At 64.3% G+C, this 24262-nt stretch carries 23 protein-coding genes and 1 pseudogene; 16 read left to right on the top strand and 8 right to left on the bottom strand.

Annotated features, from left to right (window positions below):
* The first annotated feature begins 48 nt into the window (after positions 1-48).
* Entirely contained in the window at positions 49-1305 is a 1257-nt protein-coding gene (locus tag AruPA_RS12290; RefSeq protein ID WP_265636999.1) for a DNA polymerase IV, read from the top strand.
* Between the two features lie 274 nt (positions 1306-1579).
* Here AruPA_RS12290 and AruPA_RS12285 read toward each other — a convergent pair whose 3' ends face one another.
* On the bottom strand, positions 1580-2008 hold the full coding sequence (locus AruPA_RS12285; RefSeq protein ID WP_265636998.1) for a CoA-binding protein: 429 nt from the start codon (positions 2006-2008) through the stop codon (positions 1580-1582).
* Between the two features lie 87 nt (positions 2009-2095).
* On the opposite strand from AruPA_RS12285, the gene AruPA_RS12280 reads away from it, so the two are divergent.
* The 4 genes and pseudogenes from AruPA_RS12280 to AruPA_RS12265 all read left to right on the top strand — a co-directional run bounded on the left by AruPA_RS12280 (position 2096) and on the right by AruPA_RS12265 (position 5024).
* Positions 2096-2302 (top strand): hypothetical protein, encoded by a 207-nt coding sequence (locus tag AruPA_RS12280; RefSeq protein ID WP_265636997.1) that lies wholly within the window; start codon positions 2096-2098, stop codon positions 2300-2302.
* Between the two features lie 12 nt (positions 2303-2314).
* Positions 2315-2884, top strand: a pseudogene (locus AruPA_RS12275) (serpin family protein); the annotation flags it as partial.
* On the top strand, positions 2881-3363 hold the full coding sequence (locus AruPA_RS12270; protein ID WP_265636996.1) for a serpin family protein: 483 nt from the start codon (positions 2881-2883) through the stop codon (positions 3361-3363). The pseudogene AruPA_RS12275 and the gene AruPA_RS12270, both read left to right, overlap by 4 nt.
* 47 nt (positions 3364-3410) lie before the next feature.
* The gene (locus AruPA_RS12265) at positions 3411-5024 is read left to right on the top strand and encodes a glycosyl hydrolase family 17 protein (protein ID WP_265636995.1); all 1614 of its coding nucleotides are present in this window, start codon (positions 3411-3413) and stop codon (positions 5022-5024) included.
* A gap of 38 nt (positions 5025-5062) precedes the next feature.
* Here the strand turns inward: AruPA_RS12265 and AruPA_RS12260 are convergent, their stop codons facing one another.
* The 4 genes from AruPA_RS12260 to AruPA_RS12245 form a co-directional block, all read right to left on the bottom strand.
* Positions 5063-6652, bottom strand: a complete 1590-nt coding sequence (locus AruPA_RS12260; RefSeq protein WP_265636994.1) for a tetratricopeptide repeat protein — start codon at positions 6650-6652, stop codon at positions 5063-5065.
* 53 nt (positions 6653-6705) lie between these two features.
* Positions 6706-7149: a DNA polymerase III subunit chi gene (locus tag AruPA_RS12255; RefSeq protein WP_265636993.1), complete on the bottom strand. Its 444-nt coding sequence runs from the start codon at positions 7147-7149 to the stop codon at positions 6706-6708.
* 4 nt (positions 7150-7153) lie between these two features.
* Positions 7154-8218 carry an Mrp/NBP35 family ATP-binding protein gene (locus tag AruPA_RS12250; protein ID WP_265636992.1) on the bottom strand — a complete coding sequence of 355 codons (1065 nt, stop codon included), beginning with the start codon at positions 8216-8218 and terminating at the stop codon, positions 7154-7156.
* A 145-nt stretch (positions 8219-8363) separates the two neighbouring features.
* Positions 8364-10409, bottom strand: a complete 2046-nt coding sequence (locus AruPA_RS12245) for a thioredoxin domain-containing protein (protein ID WP_265636991.1) — start codon at positions 10407-10409, stop codon at positions 8364-8366.
* Between the two features lie 332 nt (positions 10410-10741).
* Here AruPA_RS12245 and AruPA_RS12240 point away from each other — a divergent pair, with 332 nt between their 5' ends.
* The 11 genes from AruPA_RS12240 (at position 10742) to AruPA_RS12190 (ending at position 19914) form a co-directional block, all read left to right on the top strand.
* Positions 10742-11092, top strand: a complete 351-nt coding sequence (locus AruPA_RS12240; protein ID WP_265637059.1) for a ferredoxin — start codon at positions 10742-10744, stop codon at positions 11090-11092.
* The gene (mnmE, locus tag AruPA_RS12235) at positions 11089-12378 is read left to right on the top strand and encodes a tRNA uridine-5-carboxymethylaminomethyl(34) synthesis GTPase MnmE (protein ID WP_265636990.1); all 1290 of its coding nucleotides are present in this window, start codon (positions 11089-11091) and stop codon (positions 12376-12378) included. Before AruPA_RS12240 ends, mnmE begins: the two co-directional genes overlap by 4 nt.
* Positions 12379-12393: 15 nt before the next feature.
* The gene (gene mnmG / locus AruPA_RS12230; protein ID WP_265636989.1) at positions 12394-14124 is read left to right on the top strand and encodes a tRNA uridine-5-carboxymethylaminomethyl(34) synthesis enzyme MnmG; all 1731 of its coding nucleotides are present in this window, start codon (positions 12394-12396) and stop codon (positions 14122-14124) included.
* Positions 14124-14750: a 16S rRNA (guanine(527)-N(7))-methyltransferase RsmG gene (rsmG, locus tag AruPA_RS12225; RefSeq protein WP_265637058.1), complete on the top strand. Its 627-nt coding sequence runs from the start codon at positions 14124-14126 to the stop codon at positions 14748-14750. The genes mnmG and rsmG overlap by 1 nt, the downstream gene beginning before the upstream one ends.
* Entirely contained in the window at positions 14740-15537 is a 798-nt protein-coding gene (locus AruPA_RS12220; RefSeq protein WP_265636988.1) for a ParA family protein, read from the top strand. The genes rsmG and AruPA_RS12220 overlap by 11 nt, the downstream gene beginning before the upstream one ends.
* A gap of 1 nt (position 15538) precedes the next feature.
* Complete coding sequence (locus AruPA_RS12215; protein WP_265636987.1) at positions 15539-16414, top strand: ParB/RepB/Spo0J family partition protein; 876 nt, start codon at positions 15539-15541, stop codon at positions 16412-16414.
* Positions 16415-16535: 121 nt separating this feature from the next.
* Positions 16536-17090 (top strand): type 1 glutamine amidotransferase domain-containing protein, encoded by a 555-nt coding sequence (locus AruPA_RS12210; RefSeq protein WP_265636986.1) that lies wholly within the window; start codon positions 16536-16538, stop codon positions 17088-17090.
* A 76-nt stretch (positions 17091-17166) separates the two neighbouring features.
* Positions 17167-17622: a DoxX family protein gene (locus AruPA_RS12205; protein WP_265636985.1), complete on the top strand. Its 456-nt coding sequence runs from the start codon at positions 17167-17169 to the stop codon at positions 17620-17622.
* Positions 17623-17900: 278 nt separating this feature from the next.
* Positions 17901-18266 (top strand): cupin domain-containing protein, encoded by a 366-nt coding sequence (locus AruPA_RS12200; RefSeq protein ID WP_265636984.1) that lies wholly within the window; start codon positions 17901-17903, stop codon positions 18264-18266.
* Positions 18263-19168, top strand: a complete 906-nt coding sequence (locus AruPA_RS12195) for an SMP-30/gluconolactonase/LRE family protein (RefSeq protein WP_265636983.1) — start codon at positions 18263-18265, stop codon at positions 19166-19168. The genes AruPA_RS12200 and AruPA_RS12195 overlap by 4 nt, the downstream gene beginning before the upstream one ends.
* Positions 19165-19914 carry a VOC family protein gene (locus AruPA_RS12190; protein ID WP_265636982.1) on the top strand — a complete coding sequence of 250 codons (750 nt, stop codon included), beginning with the start codon at positions 19165-19167 and terminating at the stop codon, positions 19912-19914. Before AruPA_RS12195 ends, AruPA_RS12190 begins: the two co-directional genes overlap by 4 nt.
* Before the next feature lie 157 nt (positions 19915-20071).
* Here AruPA_RS12190 and AruPA_RS12185 read toward each other — a convergent pair whose 3' ends face one another.
* From AruPA_RS12185 to pcp, 3 genes are all read right to left on the bottom strand, one after another.
* Positions 20072-21181 (bottom strand): PEP-CTERM sorting domain-containing protein, encoded by a 1110-nt coding sequence (locus AruPA_RS12185; protein ID WP_265636981.1) that lies wholly within the window; start codon positions 21179-21181, stop codon positions 20072-20074.
* A gap of 233 nt (positions 21182-21414) precedes the next feature.
* On the bottom strand, positions 21415-22983 hold the full coding sequence (locus tag AruPA_RS12180) for a GMC oxidoreductase (protein ID WP_265636980.1): 1569 nt from the start codon (positions 22981-22983) through the stop codon (positions 21415-21417).
* A gap of 608 nt (positions 22984-23591) precedes the next feature.
* On the bottom strand, positions 23592-24236 hold the full coding sequence (gene pcp / locus AruPA_RS12175) for a pyroglutamyl-peptidase I (protein ID WP_265636979.1): 645 nt from the start codon (positions 24234-24236) through the stop codon (positions 23592-23594).
* Positions 24237-24262 lie beyond the last annotated feature (26 nt).

The raw sequence follows: 24262 nt of genomic DNA, 5'->3' as shown, positions 1-24262 counted from the left end.
ATTTCCGCCCATTAACGAGCCCAACGACTTGGCTTACCCTCGGCACCGATGCCCACGCTCTGCCGCGATTGCGATGCCGTGTTGATCCAACCCGGCGCCGAACTCAGTGGCGCCTGCCCACAGTGCGGCGGGCGGCGTCTGATCAGCCATGCCGAGCTAGCCACGCTGGCGATCGCGCATATCGATTGCGATGCGTTTTTCGCGAGCGTTGAAAAACGCGACCGGCCGGAATTGCGCGACCGGCCGGTGATCGTCGGCGGCGGCACACGCGGGGTCGTCGCCGCGTGCTGCTACGTCGCGCGCCTGTCCGGCGTGCGGTCCGCGATGCCGATGTTCAAGGCCCTGAAACTCTGCCCGGATGCCACCGTGATCCGCCCCGATCTGGCAAAATACGGCGCCGTCGCGCGCGAAATTCGCGCCATGATGCAACGCCTGACCCCCTTGGTGCAGCCGCTTTCGATCGATGAGGCGGCCCTCGACCTCGCCGGCACCGAAGCGCTGCACGGCGCACCGCCCGCCGCCGTGCTCAGCCGGTTCGCCCGCGATGTCGAGACCCAGGTCGGCGTCACCGTCTCGATCGGGCTGGCCGCCAACCGCCTGCGCGCCAAACTCGCCGCCGAGCGCGACAAGCCGCGCGGCTTCGCCATATTGGGCGCCGATACCGCCGCGATCCTCGCCCCGGAACCGCTCGGAACGCTGCCCGGCATCGGCCCCGCCCTGGTCCGCAAACTCGCCGCCCTGGGCATGACGCGGATCGGCCAGCTCGCCGCGCTCGATCCACGAACCGCGCGTGAGCGCCTGGGCGATGACGGGCCAGCCCTGGTCGCCCGCGCCCGCGGCGAAGACAACCGCCGGGTCGACCCCGTACGCGAAACCAAATCGATCAGCGCCGAAACCACCTTCGGGAACGACATCACCGACCCCATCCTGCTCGGCCGCGCCCTCTGGCCGCTCTGCGAAAAACTCGGCCGGCGCCTGCGCGCAGAACAATTCGCCGCCGCCGCACTCGTCCTGAAACTCAAAACCGCCCGCTTCGAAACCCACACCCACGCCATCCGCCTGACCGCCCCCACCCAGCTGCCGGAAACCATATTCGAAGCCGCCAAACCCATCGTGCACCAGGCCGCCGGACCCGCATTCCGGCTGATCGGCATCGGCGCGGCCCGGCTGGTGCCCGCCAACCTCGCCGACCACGGCGACCTGATGGACCAGGAAAGCCCACGCCGCGCCGCACGGCAACAAGCCATGGACACTATCCGCGCCAAATTCGGCGCGGATATCATCCGGCGCGGGACCGTGGAGTGAGGTGAGGGAGGGCAAGCAAGGCCAGGGGCTCTCCCTCCGGAGCCATTCCAGCGATGAAGAGCATCGCTGGAACCTTCGGCTCCTCCGCCCCTGGACCCCGTTAAAGGCGGAGCCTTTAAAATCCATTAGTTTTAGGCAAGGGGAGGGCGCTGCCCCGGTGGTTCAACTGATCTGGCCTGGGTCGCCCTCCCCTTGCCTAAAACTGGTGGGTTCTAAGGGCTAAGCCCTTAGTGGGGGTCGAGGGGGCAAAGCCCCCCGCCTTGCTTACTCTCCCTCACCTCTCCGCGATCCTAAGCCGGGCGATTTCGATCAGCGGGCAGCGGTTCATTACGATTGTCAGTCCTGCGTTGCGGGCGAGGGTGGCGGCCTCGTGGTTGATCACACCGAGTTGCATCCAGATGGTTCGGGCGCCGAGGCGGATGGCATCTCGCACGGCGGGCAGGACTTTATCGGATGCGCGGAACAGATCGACCATATCGAGCGGGGCTGCGGCGTCGAGTGAGGCGACGACGACGCGGCCGTGCAATGTCTGTCCGGCGAGGCCGGGGTTGACCGGCGTGACGTCGTAGCCGCGGACGAGCAGACTACGCAGCACTTCGTTCGACGGCCGTGCCGGATTGGCCGAAGCGCCGACCAGGGCGACGCGGCGTGTGGTGGTCAGGATGGTTCGGATGGCGGCATCGGTCAGTCCATCGGCGGACATTGTGCGTGCTCCCGGGTTCGGCGTGGAGGGTCTTATCACGATGTGGGATCAATCCTTTCACACTGAGCCGTAACAGCGGAGGCGTCCTTGACATTGATTCCCATGATGGCAGCGGTCGCGGCCGCATGCCTGATTGCCGTAGCGGCCCCCGCGCAGGCCGCGCCGAAGCCGGTTCCTCCGCTTGTGCGCGCCGAGACCCACTTTGCATTCGACGTGTTTGCCCAGGTGCGCCACCATCCAGGCAATTTATTTTTCTCACCCTACAGCCTCTATTCAGCGATCGGAATGGCGTAACTCGGTGCCCGCGCAAATACCGCGGCGCAGATCGCCAGTGTACTGCATCTCAACGGGATCGACGGCGGCAGCGCCGGACCCCGCCTGCAATCGTGGTTCGGCCAAGATTTCGCACCGATTGATATGTTTGGCGGGCAGCAGCCGATGGATTTTCATTTCCATGCCGCCAACGCGGTCTGGACTTCCGCGTATGACCCGGTCGAGGCGCGCTACATCGCAGCAGTAAAGCAGGATTTCGCCGGCAGGGTCGATCGGGTGGATTTCGGTCAACCGGCGGAAGCGGCCGCCCGGATCAACCAATGGGTCAAACGGGCGACGGCCTGGCGGATCGATCATTTGATCGATCCGGACACGCTGTCACCCCGGACCCGCATGATTTTGACCAACGGGGTCTATTTCCGGGCCCGTTGGTTTATCGAGGAGATTTTCGACAAAAACTCTGACCAAGCCAGGACCGTTCCATGTGGCGAGGTCGCGGTCGGTTCTGGTGCCGATGATGCACCAGACCGGCATATTGCTGATCGCCCAGGCCAACGGCGTAAAAATCCTGCGGCTTCGACTATGATGGCCCGGCATCGATGATCATCATCCTGCCGAATCAGGCATCCGCGCTCGACCGTATCGAGGCCGGACTCAGTACCGCCGAGCTCGATCGCTGGTTAAAGATGCAGAATGAAATCTCCGAAAATCCCCCTGAAGTCGTCGTGACGATGCCGCGTTTCGCCGCGCACAGCCAGATCCGACTGGCCAATGTTCTGAAATCGCTCGGCATGCCGGCCGCTTTTTCACCCGGCGCCAATTTTACCGGCATAGCCGACGACCGAAACGCCCCCTTGGTGCTCGATGATGTCGTCCAGCAGGCGGCGATTACTGTCGACGAAAAAGGCACGAAAGCAATGGCGGCGACCGGGACGGAGGCAGTTTCCGCTTCAGCGGCAAACCCCGATGCGCCGCCACCGATCATATTTAACGCGGCTCATCCGTTTCTGTACGTGATCCGCGCGGATACCACCGGTGCCATCTTGTTTATCGGCCGGGAAGATGATCCCGCGGCGGGTTGATGCCAGGCTCTGTTCGCCGTGCCACCGCTCCTGTAAGCCTGCGCCCGATGCGATCGGCAAGACCTTATCTGGTGTTCATTTTCGGCCTGCTGACACTGGCCGCCTGGTACTGGCCCAACCGGCCGCAGGCGGCCGGCGTTTCGATGCCGGATGCGCGATTTCATTCGGTGTCCTACGCGCCGTTCCGCGCCTGGCAATCGCCCTTGACCAAAAGCTTCCCCACCGCGTCGCAAGTGACGCAGGACCTGAAGCTGGTGGCACGCCATGCGGACGGGATCAGGACGTATTCCTCGCTTGAGGGCGATTACGATATCGGCGCGCTGGCGAAACAGGCCGGATTGAAAGTCTGGGTCGGGATCTGGCTCGGCTCGAACAAAGCGGATAACGCGCGCGAAATGGCCGCGGGCATCGCCCAGGCGAACGCCCATCCGCACACCGATACCAGAGTGGTCGTCGGCAACGAGGTGCTGCTGCGGCGGGATCTGTCCCCATCTGATCTGATCAAGGATATCGATTACGTAAAGGCGCGGGTGAAACAACCGGTCGCCTACGCCGATGTCGCGAGTTTCTGGTTCGCGTTTCCGCAAGTCGCCAAGCACGTCGATATCGTGATGATCCATCTGCTGCCCTATTGGCAGAACCGGCCGGTCAACGTCGATGCCGCAATTGCTCGGATCGGCCGCACCATCGCGAAAACCGAAGCACTGTTCCCCGGCAAGCGGATTTCGGTCGGCGAAACCGGCTGGCCCAGCCGGGGTCGCTGGCGCGGTGATGCGGCGCCCTCCCGCGTCAACGAGGCGGTGTTTCTTCGCAAATTCGTGACATTGGCGGACCGGGATCACGTCGATTACAATCTGATCGAAGCCTTCGACCAGAACTGGAAATATCACGACGAAGGCATCGCCGGCGCAAACTGGGGCATCTGGAACGCCGAGCGCGCTCCTAAATTCCCGCTCTCCGGCCCGGTGGTCGAAATGCCCCATTGGCCGCTTTACGCCGGCATCGCGATCATCCTCGCGGTCGGGCTCGCGATCATCGGCAGGGCGTCCAAATCCGGCGCCATCGCGCTCGCGTTCGGGCTCGGCAACGCGCTGGCATACGCCGGCGCGGTCACCTGGCATATTCTCTATGACGATGCATTGATCGTCTGCGCGCTGGTCAACCTGCCCGCGCAGGCCGCGCTCGCCTGGTTCGCGGTGCGGCGCGCCGTGCTCGGCGCCGCGCTGCCGGCAGCCGGCGGTGCCGAAACGATCGGGCTGCTGCGCGGCACGCTGGCCGGACGTTTTCCCTGGCGCACCGCGGCGGCGCGGCGGTTCGATCATGTCTGGTTCGGCTTCGTGTTCACCGCGGCGATCGTCCAGGCATTTCTGGTGTTCGACCCGCGCTACCGCGACGCGCCGTTCGCGATTTTCGCGGTACCCGTCGTCGTCGCCCTCTGGCGGCTCGCAGCGCGGGATATGCCAGCCGTGCGCGACTGGCGTGATTGGCTGCCGAGCGCGGCACTCGCCATCGGTGCCCTCGGCAGCATCCTGATTTCCGGCTTGCCCAACACGGAGTTTCTGATCTGGAACGGGCTGGGTCTCATCCTCGCAGCCCCGGCCCTGATCGGCTGGCTGCAATCGCCCAAGGCCGCAACGCCGGCACGGTCCAGCCAGCTTTGACCAGAACCAACGGATGCACCCCCGCATAGCCCGCCGCATCAGCCTGCGCTCCGCTCGCTCACTGCCCAGGCGTTGAGCGCGGTGACCACCGCGCCGATCACCCCGTCCCAATCGAGCGGCGCCGCCTGGCGGAAAATCCGCATCCGCGGATACCAGGGCGTCTCGCTCTGCCGGTCGCCCCAGCGCCAGCAACCATCGTAGCGGGACAGCAACCACACCGGCTTGCCCATCGCCCCGGCCAGGTGCGCGACGGCGGTATCCACCGCGATCACCAGATCGAGCCGCGCAATCACCGCCGCGGTGTCGGCAAAATCCTCGACCCACGGCATCGGGTCGATCATATCGATGGCCGGCATCGTCGTCGCCGGTTTTTGCAGAGACATGAACCGCACAAGTCCGACCTCGCCCAACGGTGCCAGCGCCGCCGCCGGAATCGAGCGCCGCCGATCGATCAGATGCGAATCCATATCGTCAAGATGCGTGCCACCCGCCCACACCAGCCCGACCAATGGCCGCCGATCCCCCGGCTGGCCCGCCAGCGGCGCAATCACCGCATCCGTCACCGCCCGATCATCCGCCGCCAGATACGGGATCGCGGCCGGAACCGTCGCCACGACGGTCCCGAACCGCCACGGCAGGCTCATCAGCGCACAATGCGTGTCATACGCCGGCACCGCCTCGCCCCGCGGCACCACCTGCGCAACGCCGGCCACCGACCCCATCAACCGAACCAGCGGCGCCGGCACTTCAAGCACAACCCGCGCGCCCAACCGCGCCACCATCGGCGCGTAGCGCACGAACTGAATCGTATCGCCGAACCCCTGTTCCGCATGGAGCAAAATCGTCCGCCCGGCCAGGCTGCCGCCATCCCACGCCTCACCCCGGTCGATGGCGCCGTTCATCGCCCGCGTCCGCCGCAGCCGCCACTCATGCTCCGCCCAGCCGCGCTCATAATCGCCGGCCGCCAGGAGGCTCAGCGCCCGGTTGTACCGATAATCCGCCTGATCCGGCGCCGTCGCGTACGCCCGCTCGTGCACCACCAGCGCCGCATCCAGCCGCCCGGCTCCCTGCAACGCGTTGGCCAGGCTGCTCAACACCCCGGCGTGTCCCGGCGCCACCGCCAGCGCCTGACCGTACCGCTCTACCGCTTCCTCGAACGCACCCTGATCGTAGAGCAGCCCCGCCAGGCAGGCGAGCGCGTCGACATCGCGCGGCATCAGCTCAACCGCCGTCTCCGCCATGATCTGCGCCTGATCCAACACCCCGAGCGCCCGCAAACTGCCCGCCAGATTGACATGGCAAGGCCCGAACGATGGCGCGAGGCGCAGGCACTGCACATAAGCGCCGACCGCCTCGATCAACGATCCCGCCTGACGCAGCGCGTTGCCCAATGCGAACCAGCGATCGACATCCCCCGGCACCACCGCAAGATATCGCCGATACGCCGCAGCGGCCTCGCCGAACCGTTCGGCCTTCACCAATACATTGGCGAGATTGACCAACACCGCGGTATTGTCCGGTACCAGCGCCGCACACGCATCGAACGCCGCAGCAGCAGCATCGAACGCGCCACACGCATCGTGGCGATTCCCGATATCGAACAACGCTTCCGCATCCACCACCGACATAAGACCCTCTTGGTCACCTGCCGCGATGATCACCCAAAATATTTAAGATCCGCCTAATTTTTTCGCGACCAACCCCGATCCGTCTGCTGCCAGTAGGTTAATTCGTGCCCCGCCGCCTTTGCCGCCGGCCAACGGACCCGCGCCGCCGCCACCGCTGCCGCGTCATTGCCATCGAACAGATCGAATACCCGCTCGAACCGCGCCAAATCGGCGGCGGCACCATCGACCAGAAATAGAAATTTCGCCCCGTTCGGCACATCCGCCCCTGTGGTCAGCCAGATCGGCTGATCCGCGGCAAACCCGCTTGCCGCCGTGCCATGCGGCAACCAATCCGGATTGGCCGAAAGCCAAAGCGATGCATCGAGCGCCTCGATCAGGCCGGCATCCGTCGCCCGCACCACCGCGCGCTGCCCCGCCGCAAGGGTACGGCCGAGCAAAGCGGGTAAGGCAGCCGCCACATCGGTCCGGGTCAGATGATAAAACCCGATCGCCGCCATCGCCTCATTCGATCACGATACGCGGCCCGGCCGTGCGCTCGCCGCCCATCTGCGCCATCACCGCCTCGGCCACCGCCATAAATGCCCGCGCCGCCTCGCTGCCCGGCGCGCTCACCGCAATCGGCGTGCCCGCGTCCGATGTTTCGCGAATCGCCGGCAGCAGCGGCACCTCGCCCAGAAACGGCACGCCGATCCGCGCCGCTTCCGCCCGCGCCCCGCCGTGGCCGAAAATCTCGGTCCGCGTACCGCAATTCGGGCAGCAGAAAAAACTCATGTTCTCCACAATGCCCAGCACCGGCACCCGCACCTGCTGGAACATCGAAACCCCACGCCGCGCATCGAGCAGCGCGATGTCCTGCGGCGTCGAAACCACCACCGCCCCGGTCAGTTTCAACCGCTGCGCCAATGTAAGCTGGATATCTCCGGTGCCCGGCGGCAGATCGATCACCATGACATCGAGCGCCGGCCACGCCACCTGCGTCATCAACTGCATGAGCGCATTCAGCACCATCGGCCCGCGCCATACCATCGCGGTTTCCTCGGCTACCACATGCCCGATCGAAATCGCCTTCAACCCCCAGGCCTCGACCGGCACGAGCCTGCTGCCCTCCATCGCGGGTTTGCCCCTGGTTCCCAGCATGCGCGGCAGCGATGGTCCATAAATATCCGCATCCAGCAGCCCGACGCTCAACCCCCTGGCTGCCAACGACACCGCCAGATTGACCGCGACGGTCGATTTCCCCACGCCGCCCTTGCCCGATGCCACGGCGATGATCGACTTCACCTGGCTCAGCAACCCGGGCGCTGCCTGCTCGGCCGGCGCCGCCGCGCTGCGCGGCCCGGTCAGCATCACCGTCGCATTCCGCACGCCCTCCAGGGCCGACAGACTTTGTTCCAGCGCCAGCCGCAGCGGCTCCAGCCGCGGCGCCTCGGCCCGCGTCACCGCCAGCGCCACCTGCACCAGCCCATCGCGCACCGCAACGCTGTCGATCATCGCCGGCGGCACCACCGCCCCGTCTGCCGCGCGAAACTGGCCGATCCGGGCGCGAATTGTGGCTTCATCAATCATGTCAGACATCCCTATCAATTCGGGCCGTTCTACGCGGAAACGCGCAGGATCGGAACCGGGCCGAGCCGGGTACACGCCGGTTCCAACACCCGCACCTCGGAGACAGAGCGCTTTTTGCGCCTTTGTTACAAAAATGCAGCCTTCGCTACTCCGGCGCACGATCACCCCGACCCATCGCCGCCCGCAGCGCGGTCGCATCATGCACCGGCAGGCTGCAAACCTGCCCACGGCACACGAACGCCGCCGGCGCACCACTGGTCTTGCCCTGCGCCGGATGATCCGCCGGTAAATCCGCCGTCGTGCCCACCGGCAGAATCACCACCGCCGGATCGAACCCCGCCCGCGCCGCAAGATGCAACGCCTCGAACCGCGCATCCTCCCGCGCGCCGGTCAGCACCACCACGATCGCTTCCTCCAACAGCGCCGCCGCCGCCAGAATGGTCGGATACGCCGGCAGATTGCGCCGCTCGCCGGCATGCGCGCTCACCAGCGCCGCCGCGGCGTCCCGATAGGCGGACTTGCCGGTCAGATGATACAGCCGCGCATAAGCCTCCGCCATCAGCCCCGCGCCGGCCGGCGTCGCGTTGTCGGTCGCGGCGCGCGGCCGCATGCCGCCCGGCAGATCCACCGCATCGTCCGCACTGGCGTAAAACCCACCCGCACCGTCGCCGAAATGCGCTGCCGTCAGCGCAACCAGACGTTCCGCCCGCGCCATATACGATGCGTCGCCGGTCGCCTCATACAGCCCGATCATCGCGCGCAGCATCCCGGCCTGGTCGTCGAGCAGCCCCGCCGCCGAAACCGCCCCGCGTCGATACGCATGATCGAACCGCCCATCCGGCCGCCCGAGCAGCGCCTCCACCGCCCTGAACACCCGCATTGCCAGCGCCAACCAGTCACCGCGGCCGAACACCGCACTGGCGTGAACCAGGGCGGCAATCGTCAGCCCGTTCCAATCCGCCAGAATCTTGTCATCCCACCCAGGCCGCACCCGCTGGTCACGTGCCACGCGCAAGCGGTCGCGCAACGTCGCGAGATCCTGCTCGACGGCGTCCTCCTCGGGATGCGTCGCGCGGGTCAGAATAATGTGCCCCTCCCAATTGCCCGCCGCAGGGCAAGGGTAATGGTCGGTGAAACGCGCGAAATCGTCGCCCAGTACCGAGGCAATTTCATCGCGCGTCCATACGTAGAACTTGCCCTCAACCCCCTCGGAATCCGCGTCCTCGGATGATGCAAACGCCATCGCACCATCCGGCGCCGCGTCGTGGCGGGCGAGCATGTCGCGGGTCAGCCACGTCACGATCTCGTCCGCCCGCGCCGCGAGCAACAAATCAGGCTCGGCAGCGTGCGCGAATGCCAGCAGGTCAAGGATCTGCGCATTGTCGTACAGCATCTTCTCAAAATGCGGCACCAGCCACGCCTCATCCGTCGCATAGCGCGCGAACCCGCCGCCGACATGATCGTAAATGCCGCCCTGCGCCATCCGCGCCAGCATCAACGCCACCGCCGCGCCCGCTTCATGCCGGCCGGAGCGGGCATATTCGCTCCATAAAAATCGGAAAATCGGTGGGTTCGGAAATTTCGGCGCACCCCGCAACCCGCCATCCTCCCAATCCACCATGGCGATGAACCGCTCCGCCACCGACTCAAGATCGGCCGGTGCCAAGCGCCCGCCCGCCGCAGGCTCCGCCTGGCGCGTCACCCGCCGCATCAGCGCCGCACCACTGATCAGCAATTTTTCCCGATCCTTGTCCCACGCCTCCGCAACACCCGCCAATACCTGGCGGAACGACGGCCTGCCCCAGCGCGGCTCGGGGGGAAAATACGTCCCCCCGAAAATCGGCGCCCCATCCGGCGTCAGAATCATCGTCAGCGGCCAGCCACCCTGCTCGCCCATCGCCTGCAACGCACCCATATAGATACTGTCGATATCAGGCCGCTCCTCACGGTCGATTTTGATGTTGATGTACCGTTCGTTCATCAACGCCGCCGTCTCGACATCCTCGAAACTCTCATGCGCCATCACATGACACCAATGACAGGCCGCATACCCGATCGACAACAGAATCGGCTTGCCCTCCTCACGCGCCCGCGCCAACGTCGCCGGCAACCACATCTGCCAATGCACCGGATTGTCGGCATGTTGCAGTAAGTAAGGCGACGAAGCAGCGGCAAGCGTATTACTGGTCATGTGTCCACGGACTTTCCGATGTTGGATGGTATCTGGTAGGGTAGGGTTGTGTTGGGGATGGTAAGCAAGCAAGGCGGGGGGCTTTGCCCCCTCGACCCCCACTAAGGGCTTAGCCCTTAGAACCCGGTGGTTTTAGGCAAGGGGAGGGCGCTGCCTCGGATTTTCCGTCGATCTGGCCTGGGTCGCCCTCCCCTTGCCTAAAACTAATGGATTTTAAAGGCTCCGCCTTTAACGGGGTCCAGGGGCAGAGCCCCTGGCCTTGCTTGCTTACCGTCCTCACCACGTCCGCCCCTAATAGATAGCAGCCAACACCGAAAGCGCGAGTGCACATGATGACCGATGACGCGATCCCGCCGGCTTATTTTCGTCACCATGTGTTTGTGTGTGGCAACCATCGTCCGCCGGGTCATCCGCGGGGATCGTGTGGCGAGAAGGGGTCGGAGAAGCTGCGGGATTACATGAAGGCGCGGGCGAAGGAGTTGGGTTTGGCCGGGGTTCGGATCAACGCGGCGGGGTGTCTCGACCGTTGCGAGCATGGTCCGGTGTTGGTGATTTATCCGCGTGGCACCTGGTATCGTGTGGCGGACACGGTGGCGGTGGACCGTGTGTTGACCGAGGATATTCGTGATGGAAGGCCGATTCCCGAATTGATGTTGCCGGCCGAGGTGGCGCCGGCGAAATGACCGATGTGATTTTCGCGACCGCCAGTGGTGTTGGTGGTGCGATCGCGGTGGTGCGGCTGAGTGGAGCGGGGCTTGATCCGATCGTGCAGTCGTTGAGCGGTGCGCTTTCGCCGCCGCGCCGTGCCAGTGTGCGCCGCTTTCACGATGGTGCGGGCCGGCTGATCGACCAGGGATTGCTCATCCGGTTTCCCGGACCAGCGAGTGTCACGGGCGAGGATTATGCGGAATTGCATACCCATGGCGGCCGGGCCGTCGTGGCAGCGTTGACCGCGCGGTTGATCGCGCTTGGCGCGCGGCCGGCGGAACCGGGCGAATTTTCCCGGCGTGCGTTCGGCAATGGCAAGCTCGATCTGTTGCAGGCGGAGGGTATTGCCGATCTGATCGCTGCGGAGACCGAGGCGCAGCGGGTTCTGGCGCTCGATCAGGCCGGTGGTGCAATGAGTGCCGCGATCGTGGCCTGGCGGGACCGTCTGGTCGGGTTGATGGCACGGCAGGCGGCGCTGATTGATTTTGCCGATGAGGATCTGCCTCCGGAGGTCGAAGCGGCGATGCTGGCGGAGATCGATGTATTGCGCCACGACATCGGGGCGGCAATCGGCGCGGGCGTCGCGGCCGAGCGGTTGCGCGAGGGTATCGATATCGTGGTGCTCGGCGCGCCGAATGCGGGAAAATCCACGTTGGTCAATGCGCTGGCGGGTGAGGATGTCGCCATCGTTTCCGCCACTCCGGGCACCACGCGCGATGCAATCGGCGTGCGGCTGGACCTTGGCGGCGTGCCGGTGCGGCTGGTCGATACCGCGGGTTTGCGCGAGACGGTGGATGCGATCGAGGCAGAGGGCGTCCGCCGGGCGGAGGCCCATGCGCGGCGCGCGGATTTTCTGATCGTGTGCGCAGCCGCGCCGGATTTCGTGGTGCCGGCGGCGCCGGCTGGTGTGCCCGCGTTGCTGGTTGCGACGAAGGCCGATCTGGCTGCTGCGTGTCCGGCGGGTGCCTTGGCGGTGAGCGCGCATACCGGTGCCGGTGTATCGGCGCTGGTTGCCGTGCTATCCGACCACGTCGCCGCGTTGGTGGCACGCGGCGCCGGGCCTGCATTGCCACGACCGCGTCAGATTGCCTGCCTGCGCGACATGGCAACGGCGCTAGAGCGGGCGAGGGCGGTTGCCGAACCCGAGTTGCGCGCGGCCGATTTTCAGGCGGCCGCCGATGCGTTGGCGAGGCTGGTTGGCGTCATTGGGGTTGAGGATGTGCTGGATCAGGTGTTTTCCAGCTTCTGCATCGGCAAATGATGCTATAGGGCCGGCATGAACGTGAATGATATGGACTTCGATGTTGTGGTAATCGGGGGCGGCCATGCGGGCTGCGAGGCAGCGGCGGCTTCGGCGCGCGTCGGGGCGCGGACGGCGCTGCTGACGCATCGCGCCGATCGCATCGGCGAGATGTCGTGCAACCCGGCGATCGGCGGCATCGGAAAGGGGCATCTGGTCCGTGAGATCGATGCGCTGGACGGGCTGATGGGCCGCGCGGCGGATGCCGCCTGCATCCATTTCAAAATGCTCAACCGCACCAAAGGGCCGGCTGTGTGGGGGCCGCGCGCGCAGGCGGATCGCGCGCTGTATCGCGCGGCGATGCAGGATATGATCGCGGCCCAGCATGGTCTGACGGTGCTGGAAGGTGAGGCGGCGGATCTCGAGATTGGTCCCGATGGCGCGTTGCGCGCGGTCATCACGGGTTCCGGCCAGCGGCTCGCCTGTCGTGCCGCGGTACTCACCGCGGGGACGTTTTTGCGCGGTGTGCTGCATTTCGGTGAGCGGACCGAAGCAGGTGGCCGGGTGGGCGACGCGGCGTCGAACGCGCTCGCGGCGCGGTTACTCTCCTTCGGCCTGCCACTCGGGCGGCTGAAAACTGGCACACCGGCCCGGCTGGATCGCGGTTCGATCGATTGGGACCACCTGCCGGAGGATCAGGGCGAGACGGCGCCGGTGCCGTTCAGCTTGATGACGCACACCGTAACCAATCGGCAAATTTCCTGCCGGATCACTGAAACCACGCCGGCCACGCACGCCATCATTTCCGCCAACCTGCATCGCTCGGCCGTGTATGGCGGCCGAACCGAAGGGGTTGGACCCCGCTATTGCCCCTCCATCGAGGACAAGGTGGTACGGTTTGCCGATAAATCGCGCCATCAGGTGTTTCTGGAGCCTGAGGGACTTGATGACGGCACGGTGTATCCGAACGGCATTTCGACCAGCCTGCCGGCTGAGGTGCAGGAGGCGTTTATTCACACCATGCCGGGCCTGGAACGGGCCATCCTGCTGCGGGCGGGTTATGCGGTGGAGTATGATTATGTCGACCCCCGTGCGCTCGATCATGCGCTGGCGCTGCGGGCGCTGCCGGGACTGTATCTGGCCGGGCAGATCAATGGCACCACCGGATATGAAGAGGCGGGGGCGCAGGGCATTCTGGCCGGCCTCAACGCCGCGCGGCGGGCCGGCGGCCTCGATGCGGTAACGGTGGGGCGCGCCGAGGGGTATATCGGGGTCATGATCGACGATCTGGTGACACGGGGCGTGACCGAACCGTACCGGATGTTCACGTCGCGCGCGGAGCATCGGTTGAGTTTACGGGCGGATAACGCGGATTTGCGGCTGACGGCGTTGGGGATCGGCTGGGGGTGCGTCGGGACCAAGCGACAGGCGGCGTTCGTAGCGCTGCGGGAAGCGGTCGATCTGGCGCAGCGCGGCGAGGCGGCAGGGGCTGCGGCGGCACATATTGTCGCGGCTGATCGGCTGTATGCTGGCTATCTGGACCGACAGGCTGGCGAGATCCGGGCGAGAGCGAAGGATGAGGCCGTGAGCATTCCCGCGGCGTTCGATTATCGTTTGGTTGGCGGCTTGTCGGCGGAGCTGGTCGGTCGGCTGGAGCGGGTGCGACCGGCGTCGCTGGGGGCGGCGGGGCGGCTGGAAGGCATGACACCGGCGGCGATGGGGGCGATTTTCGCGGCGCTCCGCAAATCTCCCGCGTTGGCGGCTTGATGCTGACGGCGGGCGATAAAAAGGTCCGTTCTGAGACCTTTGTTTCACGTGAAACAAATGAACCACTTCGGACCTATTCGGCGTCGATCAAAAAATGGACCGACAAGATCAATCTGATCGCGCGCAAGGACGCGAACGATGAGGCGATCTGGGAGCGGCATATTTTGGATTCGCGGCAGATCGTGCCGCTGATACCGGCGGGGGTGACGCGGGCGATCGATCTGGGGTCGGGTGCCGGGTTGCCTGGCATGGTGGTTGCGATCGAACGGCCGGATATTCATGTCTCGATGATCGAGGCGGATCGTCGCAAGGCCGCGTTTTTGCAAACGATGGTGGCGACATTGGGATTGAGCGCAACCGTGGTGGCGGAGCGGATCGAGATGGCGAGGATTGCGCCGGTCGCGTTGGTCATGGCGCGGGCCTTGGCGCCGCTGCCCGATTTATTGGTCTATGCCGTGCCGTTGCTGGCGCCCGGAGGGGTTTGTTTGTTCATGAAGGGTCGCAATGCCGAGGCCGAGATCGCGGCGGCGGCGGCCGATTGGCGGATGGTGGTGGAGCGGTTTGCCAGCCAGACGGACCCGGACGCCATGATTCTTCGCATTTCCGAGGTGCGCCGTGCAGGCTAAGATTATCGCCATTGCCAATCAGAAGGGCGGGGTCGGCAAGACCACGACCGCGATCAATCTGGCGACCGCGCTGGCGGCGAGTGGTGAGCGGGTCTTGCTGATCGACATGGACCCGCAGGGCAATGCCAGCACCGGCTTTGGTATAGGGGCTGACGAGCGTGGGCTGGGCAGTTACGCTTTGTTGACAGGGGAGGCGCCCGCCGCCTCGCTCGTGCTGCCGACCGAGGTGCCGGGTTTGCTCATGATTCCCGCGACTGAGGATTTGATCGGCGCCGATCTGGAATTTGCGCAGGTCGACTCCCGGGAACATCTGATCGCACGGGCGTTGGCCGAGCCGGGGTTGGATGGGCAGTTTGGGTATGTGTTTATCGATTGCCCACCCGGCTTGGGCCTGCTTACATTGAACGCTCTGGTTGCAGCGTCTTCGGTGTTGATTCCGTTGCAATGCGAGTTCTTTGCGCTGGAGGGGATCAGTCAGTTGATGCGAACGATCAATCTGGTACGCCGCACGCTCAATCCGCGCCTGGCCCTGGAAGGTGTGGTTCTGACGATGTTCGATCGGCGCAACAATCTGGGGCAGGCCGTGGCGGACGATGTGCGGGCATATTTCAAGGCCGATGTGTTCGAGACCGCGATTCCGCGCAATATCCGCGTGACGGAATCGCCGAGCCACGGCAAGCCGGTGCTGTTGTATGATTATCGATCGCCGGGGGCGCAGGCCTATGTAAGCCTAGCGGTGGAGTTTTTGCGACGGCAGACATTGCCGGCCAGCTTGGGGGCGGCGTGATATGGGTTTGAAGGAACAGCCGCGCAGACTGGGTAAGGGTCTGGCCGCGTTGATGGGAGACACGGCGATGGATGCCGGCATCGGATCGGCGGACGGGGCGCGTTATCTGGCGATTGCCAGTCTGCACCCCGGCCCGTTTCAGCCGCGCCGGGCGATGGATGAGGATGCGCTGGAGGAACTTGCCGCCTCTCTCAAATCGCGTGGTGTTTTGCAGCCTTTGCTGGTGCGGTCGTTTCCGGGGCAGCCAGGACAGTATCAGATTATCGCCGGAGAGCGGCGTTGGCGGGCGGCACAGCGCGCCGGGCTGCACGAAGTGCCGGTGCTGGTGCGGGACCTTTCCGACACGGACGCGATGGCGGCCGGGTTGGTCGAGAATTTGCAACGTCAGGACCTCGACCCGATCGAGGAGGCCGAGGGCTATCAGCGGTTGCTCGATGAATTTGGTATGATCCAGGATGATCTGGCGGCTGCCGTTGCCAAATCCCGTCCGCATATCACGAATATGCTGCGCCTTTTGAACCTGCCGGGTGACGTGCAAACGGCGTTGCGATCGGGTGATCTTAGTGCGGGACATGCCCGCGCGCTGATGCAGCATCCGGACCCGCAGGCCGGAGCGCGCGCGATCATTGCGAACCGGATGACGGTGCGCCAGGCCGAGGCGATGGTCGCGGCGGCGATGACACCGAAACCGGCGCCGCCCGCACCGCTGGGGGCAGATGTGAATTCGGTCACGCGCATGTTGGAGCGTGAGCTGGTCGAACTCCTCGGGTTGCGGGTGCGGATCAAATTCAACGGTAAAAGTGGCTCGGTCAACCTTGCTTATGAGAACCTGGGTCAGTTGGACAGCATTCTGGCGCTGCTGCGTGGGCAACAATAGGCTTGGTGCGATCCACCCATCCGCCGGGTGAACAATCGGACACTTCGCGGATCAGTGCTTGCATCTCTGGCCTGCGGTTCTGACCTTCAGAAGCCTGTTGTTTCTGAAAAAGGAGAGTCGCATGACACTCGAATCAATGAAAATTGCTATCCTCGCATCGGATCGGTTTGAACTTGCGGAACTGGAATCGCCGCTGAAGGCACTCAAGGACGCCGGAGCGCAGGTGTTTGTGGTGGCGCCGCATCATGGCGAAATCATCGGGATGAACCATCATGATGTGGGCCACAGCGTCAAAGTCGATCGCAGCCTTGCCGACACCAAGCCCGATGAATTCGACGCGCTGCTGCTGCCCGGCGGTGTCCCCAACCCCGATGAACTGCGCACCATGCCGCGAGCGGTCACGTTCGTGAAGCATTTTGCCGACACGCAGAAACCGATTGGCGTGATCTGCCACGGTTCGTGGACACTGATCGAAGCGGATGCGGTCAAGGACCGGCACATGACGTCCTGGCCGTCACTGCAGACCGATCTGTTGAACGCAGGCGCGCGCTGGGTCGATCAGGAAGTGGTGGTCGATCATAATTTGGTATCCTCGCGGAAGCCCGATGATCTGCCGGCCTTCAACAAAGCCTTCATCACATTGTTGCAGCATCAACCGGTGCGCCGCGCCGCGTGATCGGGTGTTGGCTTGTCCGGCATGATCGGGGCGACCATATCCCGATCGTGTCGGAACAAGATAAAGGTACGAGCCAATGCTGATCACTCTGGCGGTGCGGTACCTGCTGGTCATGCTGTTTTTTCCGTTCAGCGCGCTCGATAAAATTCTGAACTTTCACGGCGCCGTAGGGCAGGCAAAACAGATTTTTAGCGTACCACTGCTCGCTACCGCCTCCATCCTGGTAGGCCTGTTCATTGAAATCGTGATGTCGCTCGGCGTGCTGACCGGCATCGCCGATCGGCTCTCGGCATTGATCCTGGCCCTTTACTGCATGGCCACCGCCGGTCTGTTCAAGCAGTTCTGGAAGCCCGGCGATTTCTGGCACGCAGGCACCAGCCATGGCCGTGATCTGTTCTGGGATTTCCTGAAAAACTTTTCGCTCGCCGGCGGCTTCCTGCTGATAACGTTCGGTACCACAATCCATGGCACTAATAGCCTGTTCACGCACCCGCTCAGCTCCACCCACCCGTATCTGCCATACCGGCCCTGAGCCGATGGCGGGCGGGGGCGGGGGTTGGGGTGAAGAAGGCGAGGGGCTCTGCCCCTCGACCCCGCTAAGGGCGGAGCCCTTAGAACCCGCTAGTTTCAGGCAAGGGGAGGGCGCTGCCTCGGACTTTCCGCTGATCTGGCCTGGGTCGCCCTCCCCTTGCCTCAGCCGCACCCCCACCCACCATCGGAGCAGATCGGATGACGGACGAGACGCCGCGTGTGCCGTATTGGCATTTATGGACGGATGCTGAGGGGGTCAGTCATCAGACGCGGTGTGTGATGACGGATTTTGTCATGAAGGCGATGGGGGCCGGAGCGGCGCCGCAGTGGCAAGGCAGCCGGATGCATGGCGGCATGACGGTGATGGTGACGGTGCAGCCGGTGGGCTGGGTGGGGGAGTGGCATGAGAATCCCCGGCCGCAGTGGATTATTCCGTTATCGGGGCGATGGTATGTCGAGTCGATGGATGGGACGCGGGTGGAGATGGGGCCGGGCGAGGTTTCGTTTGGCGAGGATCAGAATACGCGGGAGATCGGGGGGCGGAAGGGACATAAATCGGGCACGATCGGCGATGAGCCGGCCGTGTTGATGGTGGTGCAGTTCGATGCGGCGCCGACGATCGGGCAGGTGTGCCGGTTTGCATGAGTGTGTTCGAGGTGATCGACCCGCGGTTTGGCCGTTATGTGTTGTCGAATGCCGGGCTGGAGGTTCTGGCGGGCGGGTTTCGGTGGATCGAGGGCTTGGTGTGGATGGGTGATGCGGACTGCCTGTTGTTTCAGGACCTGCCGCGCAACCGGACGATGCGGTGGAGTGAGGATCATGGCGTGTCGGTGTATCGGGCCCCGTCGGATTATGCGAACGGGCAGACCCGGGACCGCCAGGGGCGGTTGATTGCGTGTTCGCATCATGGGCGGTGTCTGTATCGGACCGAGCATGATGGGCGGGTGGTGCGGCTTGTCGGACATCATGCCGGGCGGCGATTGAATGCACCGAATGATGTGGTGGTGAAGTCGGACGGGACGATCTGGTTCACCGACCCGTTGTATGGGCTGCTGACCGATTATGAGGGAGGGCGGCAGAGTTCGGAGCAACCGCCTGCGGTGTACCGGTTCGATCCGGACCGTGGCGAGATTGGGGTGGTGGCAGATGATTTCGAGGGTCCCAACGGCCTCGCGTTCTCGCTTGATGAGCGGTTGTTGTACGTCAGTGAGACGGGTGATCAGACGAAGCCGGAGCCGCGCCAGTTCATCCGCGTGTTCGAGGTTGGCGGGGATGGGCGAACGCTGCGGGGTGGTGGCGTTTTTCATAAGGTGACGCCTGGTTATGCCGATGGGTTCCGTATCGATGAGGACGGCAATGTGTGGACCAGCGCCGCCGATGGGGTGCATTGCATCGGGCCGGATGGGGTGCTGCTGGGGAAGGTTTTGATTCCGCATCGGGTTTCGAACGTGACGTTCGGAGGGCTGCACAAGAACCGGCTGTTCATTGGCGGGTCGCAGGTTTTGTACGCGGTATTCCTGAATACGCGCGGGGTGCAGGTACCATGATTGCGGGTGTGGTGCTGATGGCGCGGGATGTGGTGGGGCTTGCGGATTTCTATTGCGCGGGGCTGGGGTTTCACCGAATTGGTGATGGCGGGCCGCTTGCGTTGGGGGCGCAGCGGGTGGTGTTGGAAGCGGCGACCGGGGTGGATTATCCGCGCCCATGGGCGAGCAATGACCCGTGGTTTCAGCATATGGCGATCGTTGTGGATGATATGGCGGCGGCGCATCGACAGGCGTTGGCGGCGGGTGCGATCGCGGTTTCGATCGGCGGGCCGCAGCTGTTGCCGGCCTCATCGGGCGGGGTGACCGCGTGGAAGTTTCGCGACCCCGAAGGGCATCCGCTGGAGTTGCTGGCGTTTCCGGCGGGTGGTGCACCGGCGTGCTGGCTTGGTGAGGGGGCGTTGTTTCGCGGGATCGATCATACGGCGATCGTGGTGGCGGATACGGCGCGGAGTGAGGCGTTTTATCGGCGTTTGGGGTTTGAGTGGTCAGGTGGATCGGTCAATGTCGGGGTGGCGCAGGCGGCGCTCGATGGGTTGGAGGCGCCGGAGGTGGTGGTGACGGCACTTTCGGTGCCGCGACAGGCGGCGCCGCATCTGGAGTTGTTGGAGTATCGGGCGCCGCCGGGGGTTGGTGCGGGGCGTTGGGCTTTGGGTGACGTGGTGGCGACGCGGGTTTTGGTGGCGGGCGTTGATGGGGTCGTGCGTGATCCGGATGGGCATTATCTCGATGACCGGGCGGTCCGGTAAGGCTAGTCTCCGCGAGGCCGTGCATGGCCCCCCCCGGCGCAAGGTTATATCGCGGTGGTTGGGGCCGACAGTATGTGATGTCGGCCCTCGCCTGTTTGATTGCCGGCAATCATCCGGCACCACGGCCCGATTCGCGGGCGCCTGTGCCGGGCGTTGGCTAGCGGGTCGCTTTGCGGGTGCGGCGACGGCTGATCAGGCCGATGCCGACCAAGCCGGTACCGAGTAACACCAGCGACCCCGGTTCCGGCACGGCGGTGGGTATGGGCGACAGGAGTTTGAACGTTACCTGGCCGTCTGCGCCGGCGCCGCTCTCGGCTCCGGATGCGCCGGCGACCAGTACGGGGTTGGTAGCATCGCTGGCCAGGAACGATCCACCGCCGCCGCCGCCGTAGCCGGAGGATCCGATTGGGGCACCGCCAGCACCACCGCTGTAACCGCCGCCGCCGCCGCCGCCACTGTAACCGGTGCCGCCGCCACCGCCGCCGAAGCCGCCGCCTTGCCCATTGGCACCGCCATTCAAAAAGCTGCTGCCACCACCGGTATTGCTGCCGCCGAACTTGCCGTTACCGTTAAATCCGCCGCCCCCGCTACCGGTGCCATTGAAGGCGTTTAAGAAGGCGCCGCCGCCGGATCCGCCGGTGCCACCTTTGATGTAGCCAGTATTCGTGCTGAGACCGCTTGTACCGTTGTTACCGCCGGTACCGCTGTGGCCATTCGATCGGTATTTGCCGCCGCCGCCGCCGGCGATGACCAGCGGCGTATTGGCCGGTGCGACGACGAAGCTGCCGCCGCCACCGCCGCCCAATGATTGGCCGCCACCCCCGACCAGGATCGCCAGGATTTCGCCGGCGGTCAGGCTGAAATCGCCGGTTATGGTTGCACCGCCGCCACCAAGGCCGCCGTTACCTCCATCGCCACCGCCGCCGATGGCTTGGATTTGATAAGTTCCGGCCGTCTGGACTGTGTAATCGACGATGGCGCCCGTGTATTTGATGGTGGTGGGTCCGGTGCCGATGGTGCCCGCTTGCGCCAGCGGCGCGAGCATTGCCAGCACGCCGCAGACGAAGCCGGTTCTTGCCGCGGAGAGGATCAGTGGCCGGGTTAGCCGGCGGTTGATCGGCATGGTCGATGGTTCCCTTCGTTGAAGTTTTTCAATCGGATCATAGCAATAAAAGAACCCAGCAAAAGGCGTGCCAGAAATTTTTCGATGGGAATTCAATATCATAACGGAACGACACGAGTGCATGTGTAAAGAATCCTGACACATCGGGGCGGGTATATTCCAGACGCGTCGCGGATCGGTCCGTATGCACCGATTTACGCAGACAAGCTCGGTATCGGGTTTGCCTAAATGGCCGGCTTGGACATATGTTATTTTTCCTGACCCAAGTTTTGCGATCGTACCGGCTTGCCTATACTGTCAAGCTTATCAGGTCGCGTGCCTATAAAAGTTTTTTGGTTTTTTTTTACAAAAAAGAACTACTTCCTGCCTAGACGCTCCTATGGATCGATCCTCTGCTTGATGTGATCCGCCACCCGTAGAGCGTTGGCGATGATCGTCAGCGTGGGGTTTACCGCGCCGATCGAGGGGAAGAAACTGGCGTCGGTGACGTATAGGTTGTCGATTTCGTGGGTTTTGCAGTTCAGGTCGAGCACGGATTGGGTGGGGTCGGTGCCGAAGCGCAGTGTGCCGGCCTGGTGGGCGGTGCCGCCGAGGGGGATGTTTTTGCCGAGGTAGAGTGAGCGGTCGAGCATGGCGAGGTTGGGGCCGGCCTTGCTCATTGCGGCTTCAAGTTTTTTCTTGAGGCGGTGGTGGGCTTGCATGTTGTTCGGCTCAAGATCGAGGAAGACGCGGCCGTCGTTGGCAAGGGTGATGCGGTTTTCGCTGCGGGGCAGGTCTTCCGAGGAGAGCCAGAAATCCATCGAGTGACGGGCCATGGTTTCGAACGGCATTTCGGGCAGGAAGCTCAACCATGAGGGCAGGGATTCGCCGCGGATCTGGTCGGCGTGCGAGGTTGCGCACATCTGGATCAGGCCGAGCGGATAATCCCAGTCATCCGCGCCGAAATAAAAATCGCTCACCGCGAGGGTTTTCTGAAAGACGGTGTCGTTGGGTTCGCGCAGCAGCGCCATCAGGACCGATTGGTTGTGGCGCATGTAGTTGCGGCCGACCTGGTCCGAGCCGTTGGCAAGGCCGGTCGGGTGGGCATCGTTCGCCGAGCGGAGCAGCAGCAGGGCCGAACTCAGCGCGCCGCAGGCGGAGACGACGATATCCGCCTCATACCGCTCGCGTACGCCATCACGAATGACGTTGACGCCGGTGATGCTGCGGCCCCTGGCATCGGTTTCCAGGGTTTCGGCATAGGCGTTGGTCAGCAGCGTCACGTTCGGGTGCAGCGCCAGCGTGGGGTCGATGCACATGACCTGCGCATCCGCCTTGCCGTTCAGCAGGCAGGGATAACCATCGAACGCATCGCAGCGGATGCAGGTGCTGGTGGGGGTGGGCTTGCCGTCGCGTTCGTCGAGCAGGATGCCCAGCGGCAGATGGAACGGGTGCAGGCCATCGCGCGTGAAACTGGCGGACAGTTCCGCGATCCGCGCTTCGTGGCTGACCGGCGGATGGGGGAAATCGCCGCTCGACCAGGGCTCGTTCGGGTCCTCGCCACGCTTGCCGTGGACGTGGAAGAGACGCTCCGCCTCGGCATAATAAGGCTCGAACACATCGTATTTGACCGGCCATTCCGGCGATATACCGTCCTTATGGACGAGGGTTTCGAAATCGCGCTCGCGCAGTCGGAACAGGGCGGCCCCGTAGACCTTCGAGTTGCCGCCCACGAAATAATGCAGCCCGGGTTGGAAACGGTCGCCCTTGCGGTTGTACCAGGTCTCCTTGGTCTGATACGCCCCATCGACGAATACCGTCTGGGAATCCCAGTTCTTCTGGCTGCGCGGCAGATAGTCGCCACGCTCGATGATCAGAATCCGCTTGCCGGTCGGCGCAAGACGCTGCGCCAGCGACGCGCCACCCGGCCCGGACCCGATAACAATAACGTCATACCGCTCACTCACCACGAACCTCCATGCCTGTGGACAGGTTGTCTGACCGAGGGGATGGGGCGTGTTGGGAGAAGAAAGGCCAAGGGGCTCTGCCCCCTGGACCCCCGCTAAGGGCGGAGCCCTTAGAACCCGCTAGTTTTAGGCAAAGGGAGGGCGCTGCCTCGGACTTTCCGTCGATCTGACCTGGGTCGCCCTCCCCTTGCCTAAAACTAATGGATTTTAAAGGCTCTGCCTTTAACGGGGTCGAGGGGCAGAGCCCCTCGCCTTCTTCCTTCCGACACGCCCCATCCCATCCGTCAGACATGCGATCACAGGTAGGGTGGCAATTGTGGATATGCGACAATTTCATGGCGGGTTCACACAAACGGGACTTCCATTACGCTACAGAGGGCATATCTCTTGCGTAGGTTGTTACCGCAGCCGTGGAATTCGACACAGGTTGTTGTGCTTGTGTCGTTCGATATCCGGCCCTTACCGGCCGGATGGGGACCTTCGGGTCCCAACGTCTCCCAGACGTGAAGCCTCCCTGTTAACTTGCCCCGCCGGTTTACCGACGGGGCATTTTTTTGTCCCCAGGGTGACGTAGAGGCATGTAGCCAATGGTGTGGTGCCGGGCAATCTCAGGAGACGGCGCCGCCGGTAATTCGCTGGTCGGTGTTGCATTCAAGACACGTTTTTACGATCAGGCTGGCGGCGTGGTGGAGGGTGGCGAGGTCGAGCGCGGGGGCGCCGGCCTGGGCGGCGGGCATGCTCGGCAGATAGGGGAGGTGGATGAAGCCGGCACGCATGGCGGGGTATCGGGTGGTGGCGAGGTGCATTGTGATGAAGGCGGTGGCGTTGCAGACGTAGGTGCCGGCGGTTTGGGAGATATGGGCTGCGATGCCTTCGGCGTGGAGCGCGGCCATGGCGGTCTTGATCGGCAGGGTGGTGAAGTAGGCGGCGGGGGCGCCGGGGAGGACGGGTTCGTCGATCGGGGCGTTGCCTTCGTTGTCGGGGATGCGGGCGTCGATGATGTTGAGGGCGACGCGTTCGAGGCTGATGCCTTGGCGGTTGCCGGCGAGGCCGAAGCTGATGGTGATATCGGGCCGGTGGGTTTCGAGCGCGGTTTGCAGCGTGTGGTGGAGCGGGGCGAAGGCGCAGGGCAGGACGAGCGGGATGAGGGTGGCGCCGGGCGGCGGCGTGGAGGCGAGGGAATCGACCAGAAGTGCTGAGGGGTTGATGGTATCGCCGTCGAACGGTTCGAAGCCGGTGATCAGGATGCGCATCGGCGGAGTATAGGTGGTGTTGGCGG

It is taken from the genome of Acidiphilium sp. PA, assembly GCF_026191915.1.
Taxonomy (GTDB): Bacteria; Pseudomonadota; Alphaproteobacteria; order Acetobacterales; family Acetobacteraceae; genus Acidiphilium.
The sequence above is the reverse complement of the archived record's forward strand: the minus strand, read 5'-3'. Positions and strand labels throughout refer to the sequence as shown.

What these genes read in the sequence shown, in the direction of transcription:
- AruPA_RS12245 (WP_265636991.1), bottom strand. Translation starts at nt 10,409, where the DNA reads ATGACCAGTAATACGCTTGCCGCTGCTTCGTCGCCTTACTTACTGCAA.
- AruPA_RS12210 (WP_265636986.1), top strand. Translation starts at nt 16,536, where the DNA reads ATGACACTCGAATCAATGAAAATTGCTATCCTCGCATCGGATCGGTTT.
- AruPA_RS12190 (WP_265636982.1), top strand. Translation starts at nt 19,165, where the DNA reads ATGATTGCGGGTGTGGTGCTGATGGCGCGGGATGTGGTGGGGCTTGCG.
- AruPA_RS12185 (WP_265636981.1), bottom strand. Translation starts at nt 21,181, where the DNA reads ATGTGTCAGGATTCTTTACACATGCACTCGTGTCGTTCCGTTATGATA.
- pcp (WP_265636979.1), bottom strand. Translation starts at nt 24,236, where the DNA reads ATGCGCATCCTGATCACCGGCTTCGAACCGTTCGACGGCGATACCATC.
- AruPA_RS12260 (WP_265636994.1), bottom strand. Translation starts at nt 6,652, where the DNA reads ATGTCGGTGGTGGATGCGGAAGCGTTGTTCGATATCGGGAATCGCCAC.
- mnmE (WP_265636990.1), top strand. Translation starts at nt 11,089, where the DNA reads ATGACCGATGTGATTTTCGCGACCGCCAGTGGTGTTGGTGGTGCGATC.
- AruPA_RS12250 (WP_265636992.1), bottom strand. Translation starts at nt 8,218, where the DNA reads ATGATTGATGAAGCCACAATTCGCGCCCGGATCGGCCAGTTTCGCGCG.
- AruPA_RS12270 (WP_265636996.1), top strand. Translation starts at nt 2,881, where the DNA reads ATGATCATCATCCTGCCGAATCAGGCATCCGCGCTCGACCGTATCGAG.
- AruPA_RS12205 (WP_265636985.1), top strand. Translation starts at nt 17,167, where the DNA reads ATGCTGATCACTCTGGCGGTGCGGTACCTGCTGGTCATGCTGTTTTTT.
- AruPA_RS12290 (WP_265636999.1), top strand. Translation starts at nt 49, where the DNA reads ATGCCCACGCTCTGCCGCGATTGCGATGCCGTGTTGATCCAACCCGGC.
- AruPA_RS12215 (WP_265636987.1), top strand. Translation starts at nt 15,539, where the DNA reads ATGGGTTTGAAGGAACAGCCGCGCAGACTGGGTAAGGGTCTGGCCGCG.
- rsmG (WP_265637058.1), top strand. Translation starts at nt 14,124, where the DNA reads ATGCTGACGGCGGGCGATAAAAAGGTCCGTTCTGAGACCTTTGTTTCA.
- AruPA_RS12265 (WP_265636995.1), top strand. Translation starts at nt 3,411, where the DNA reads ATGCGATCGGCAAGACCTTATCTGGTGTTCATTTTCGGCCTGCTGACA.
- AruPA_RS12255 (WP_265636993.1), bottom strand. Translation starts at nt 7,149, where the DNA reads ATGGCGGCGATCGGGTTTTATCATCTGACCCGGACCGATGTGGCGGCT.
- AruPA_RS12195 (WP_265636983.1), top strand. Translation starts at nt 18,263, where the DNA reads ATGAGTGTGTTCGAGGTGATCGACCCGCGGTTTGGCCGTTATGTGTTG.
- AruPA_RS12200 (WP_265636984.1), top strand. Translation starts at nt 17,901, where the DNA reads ATGACGGATTTTGTCATGAAGGCGATGGGGGCCGGAGCGGCGCCGCAG.
- AruPA_RS12240 (WP_265637059.1), top strand. Translation starts at nt 10,742, where the DNA reads ATGACCGATGACGCGATCCCGCCGGCTTATTTTCGTCACCATGTGTTT.
- AruPA_RS12285 (WP_265636998.1), bottom strand. Translation starts at nt 2,008, where the DNA reads ATGTCCGCCGATGGACTGACCGATGCCGCCATCCGAACCATCCTGACC.
- mnmG (WP_265636989.1), top strand. Translation starts at nt 12,394, where the DNA reads ATGAACGTGAATGATATGGACTTCGATGTTGTGGTAATCGGGGGCGGC.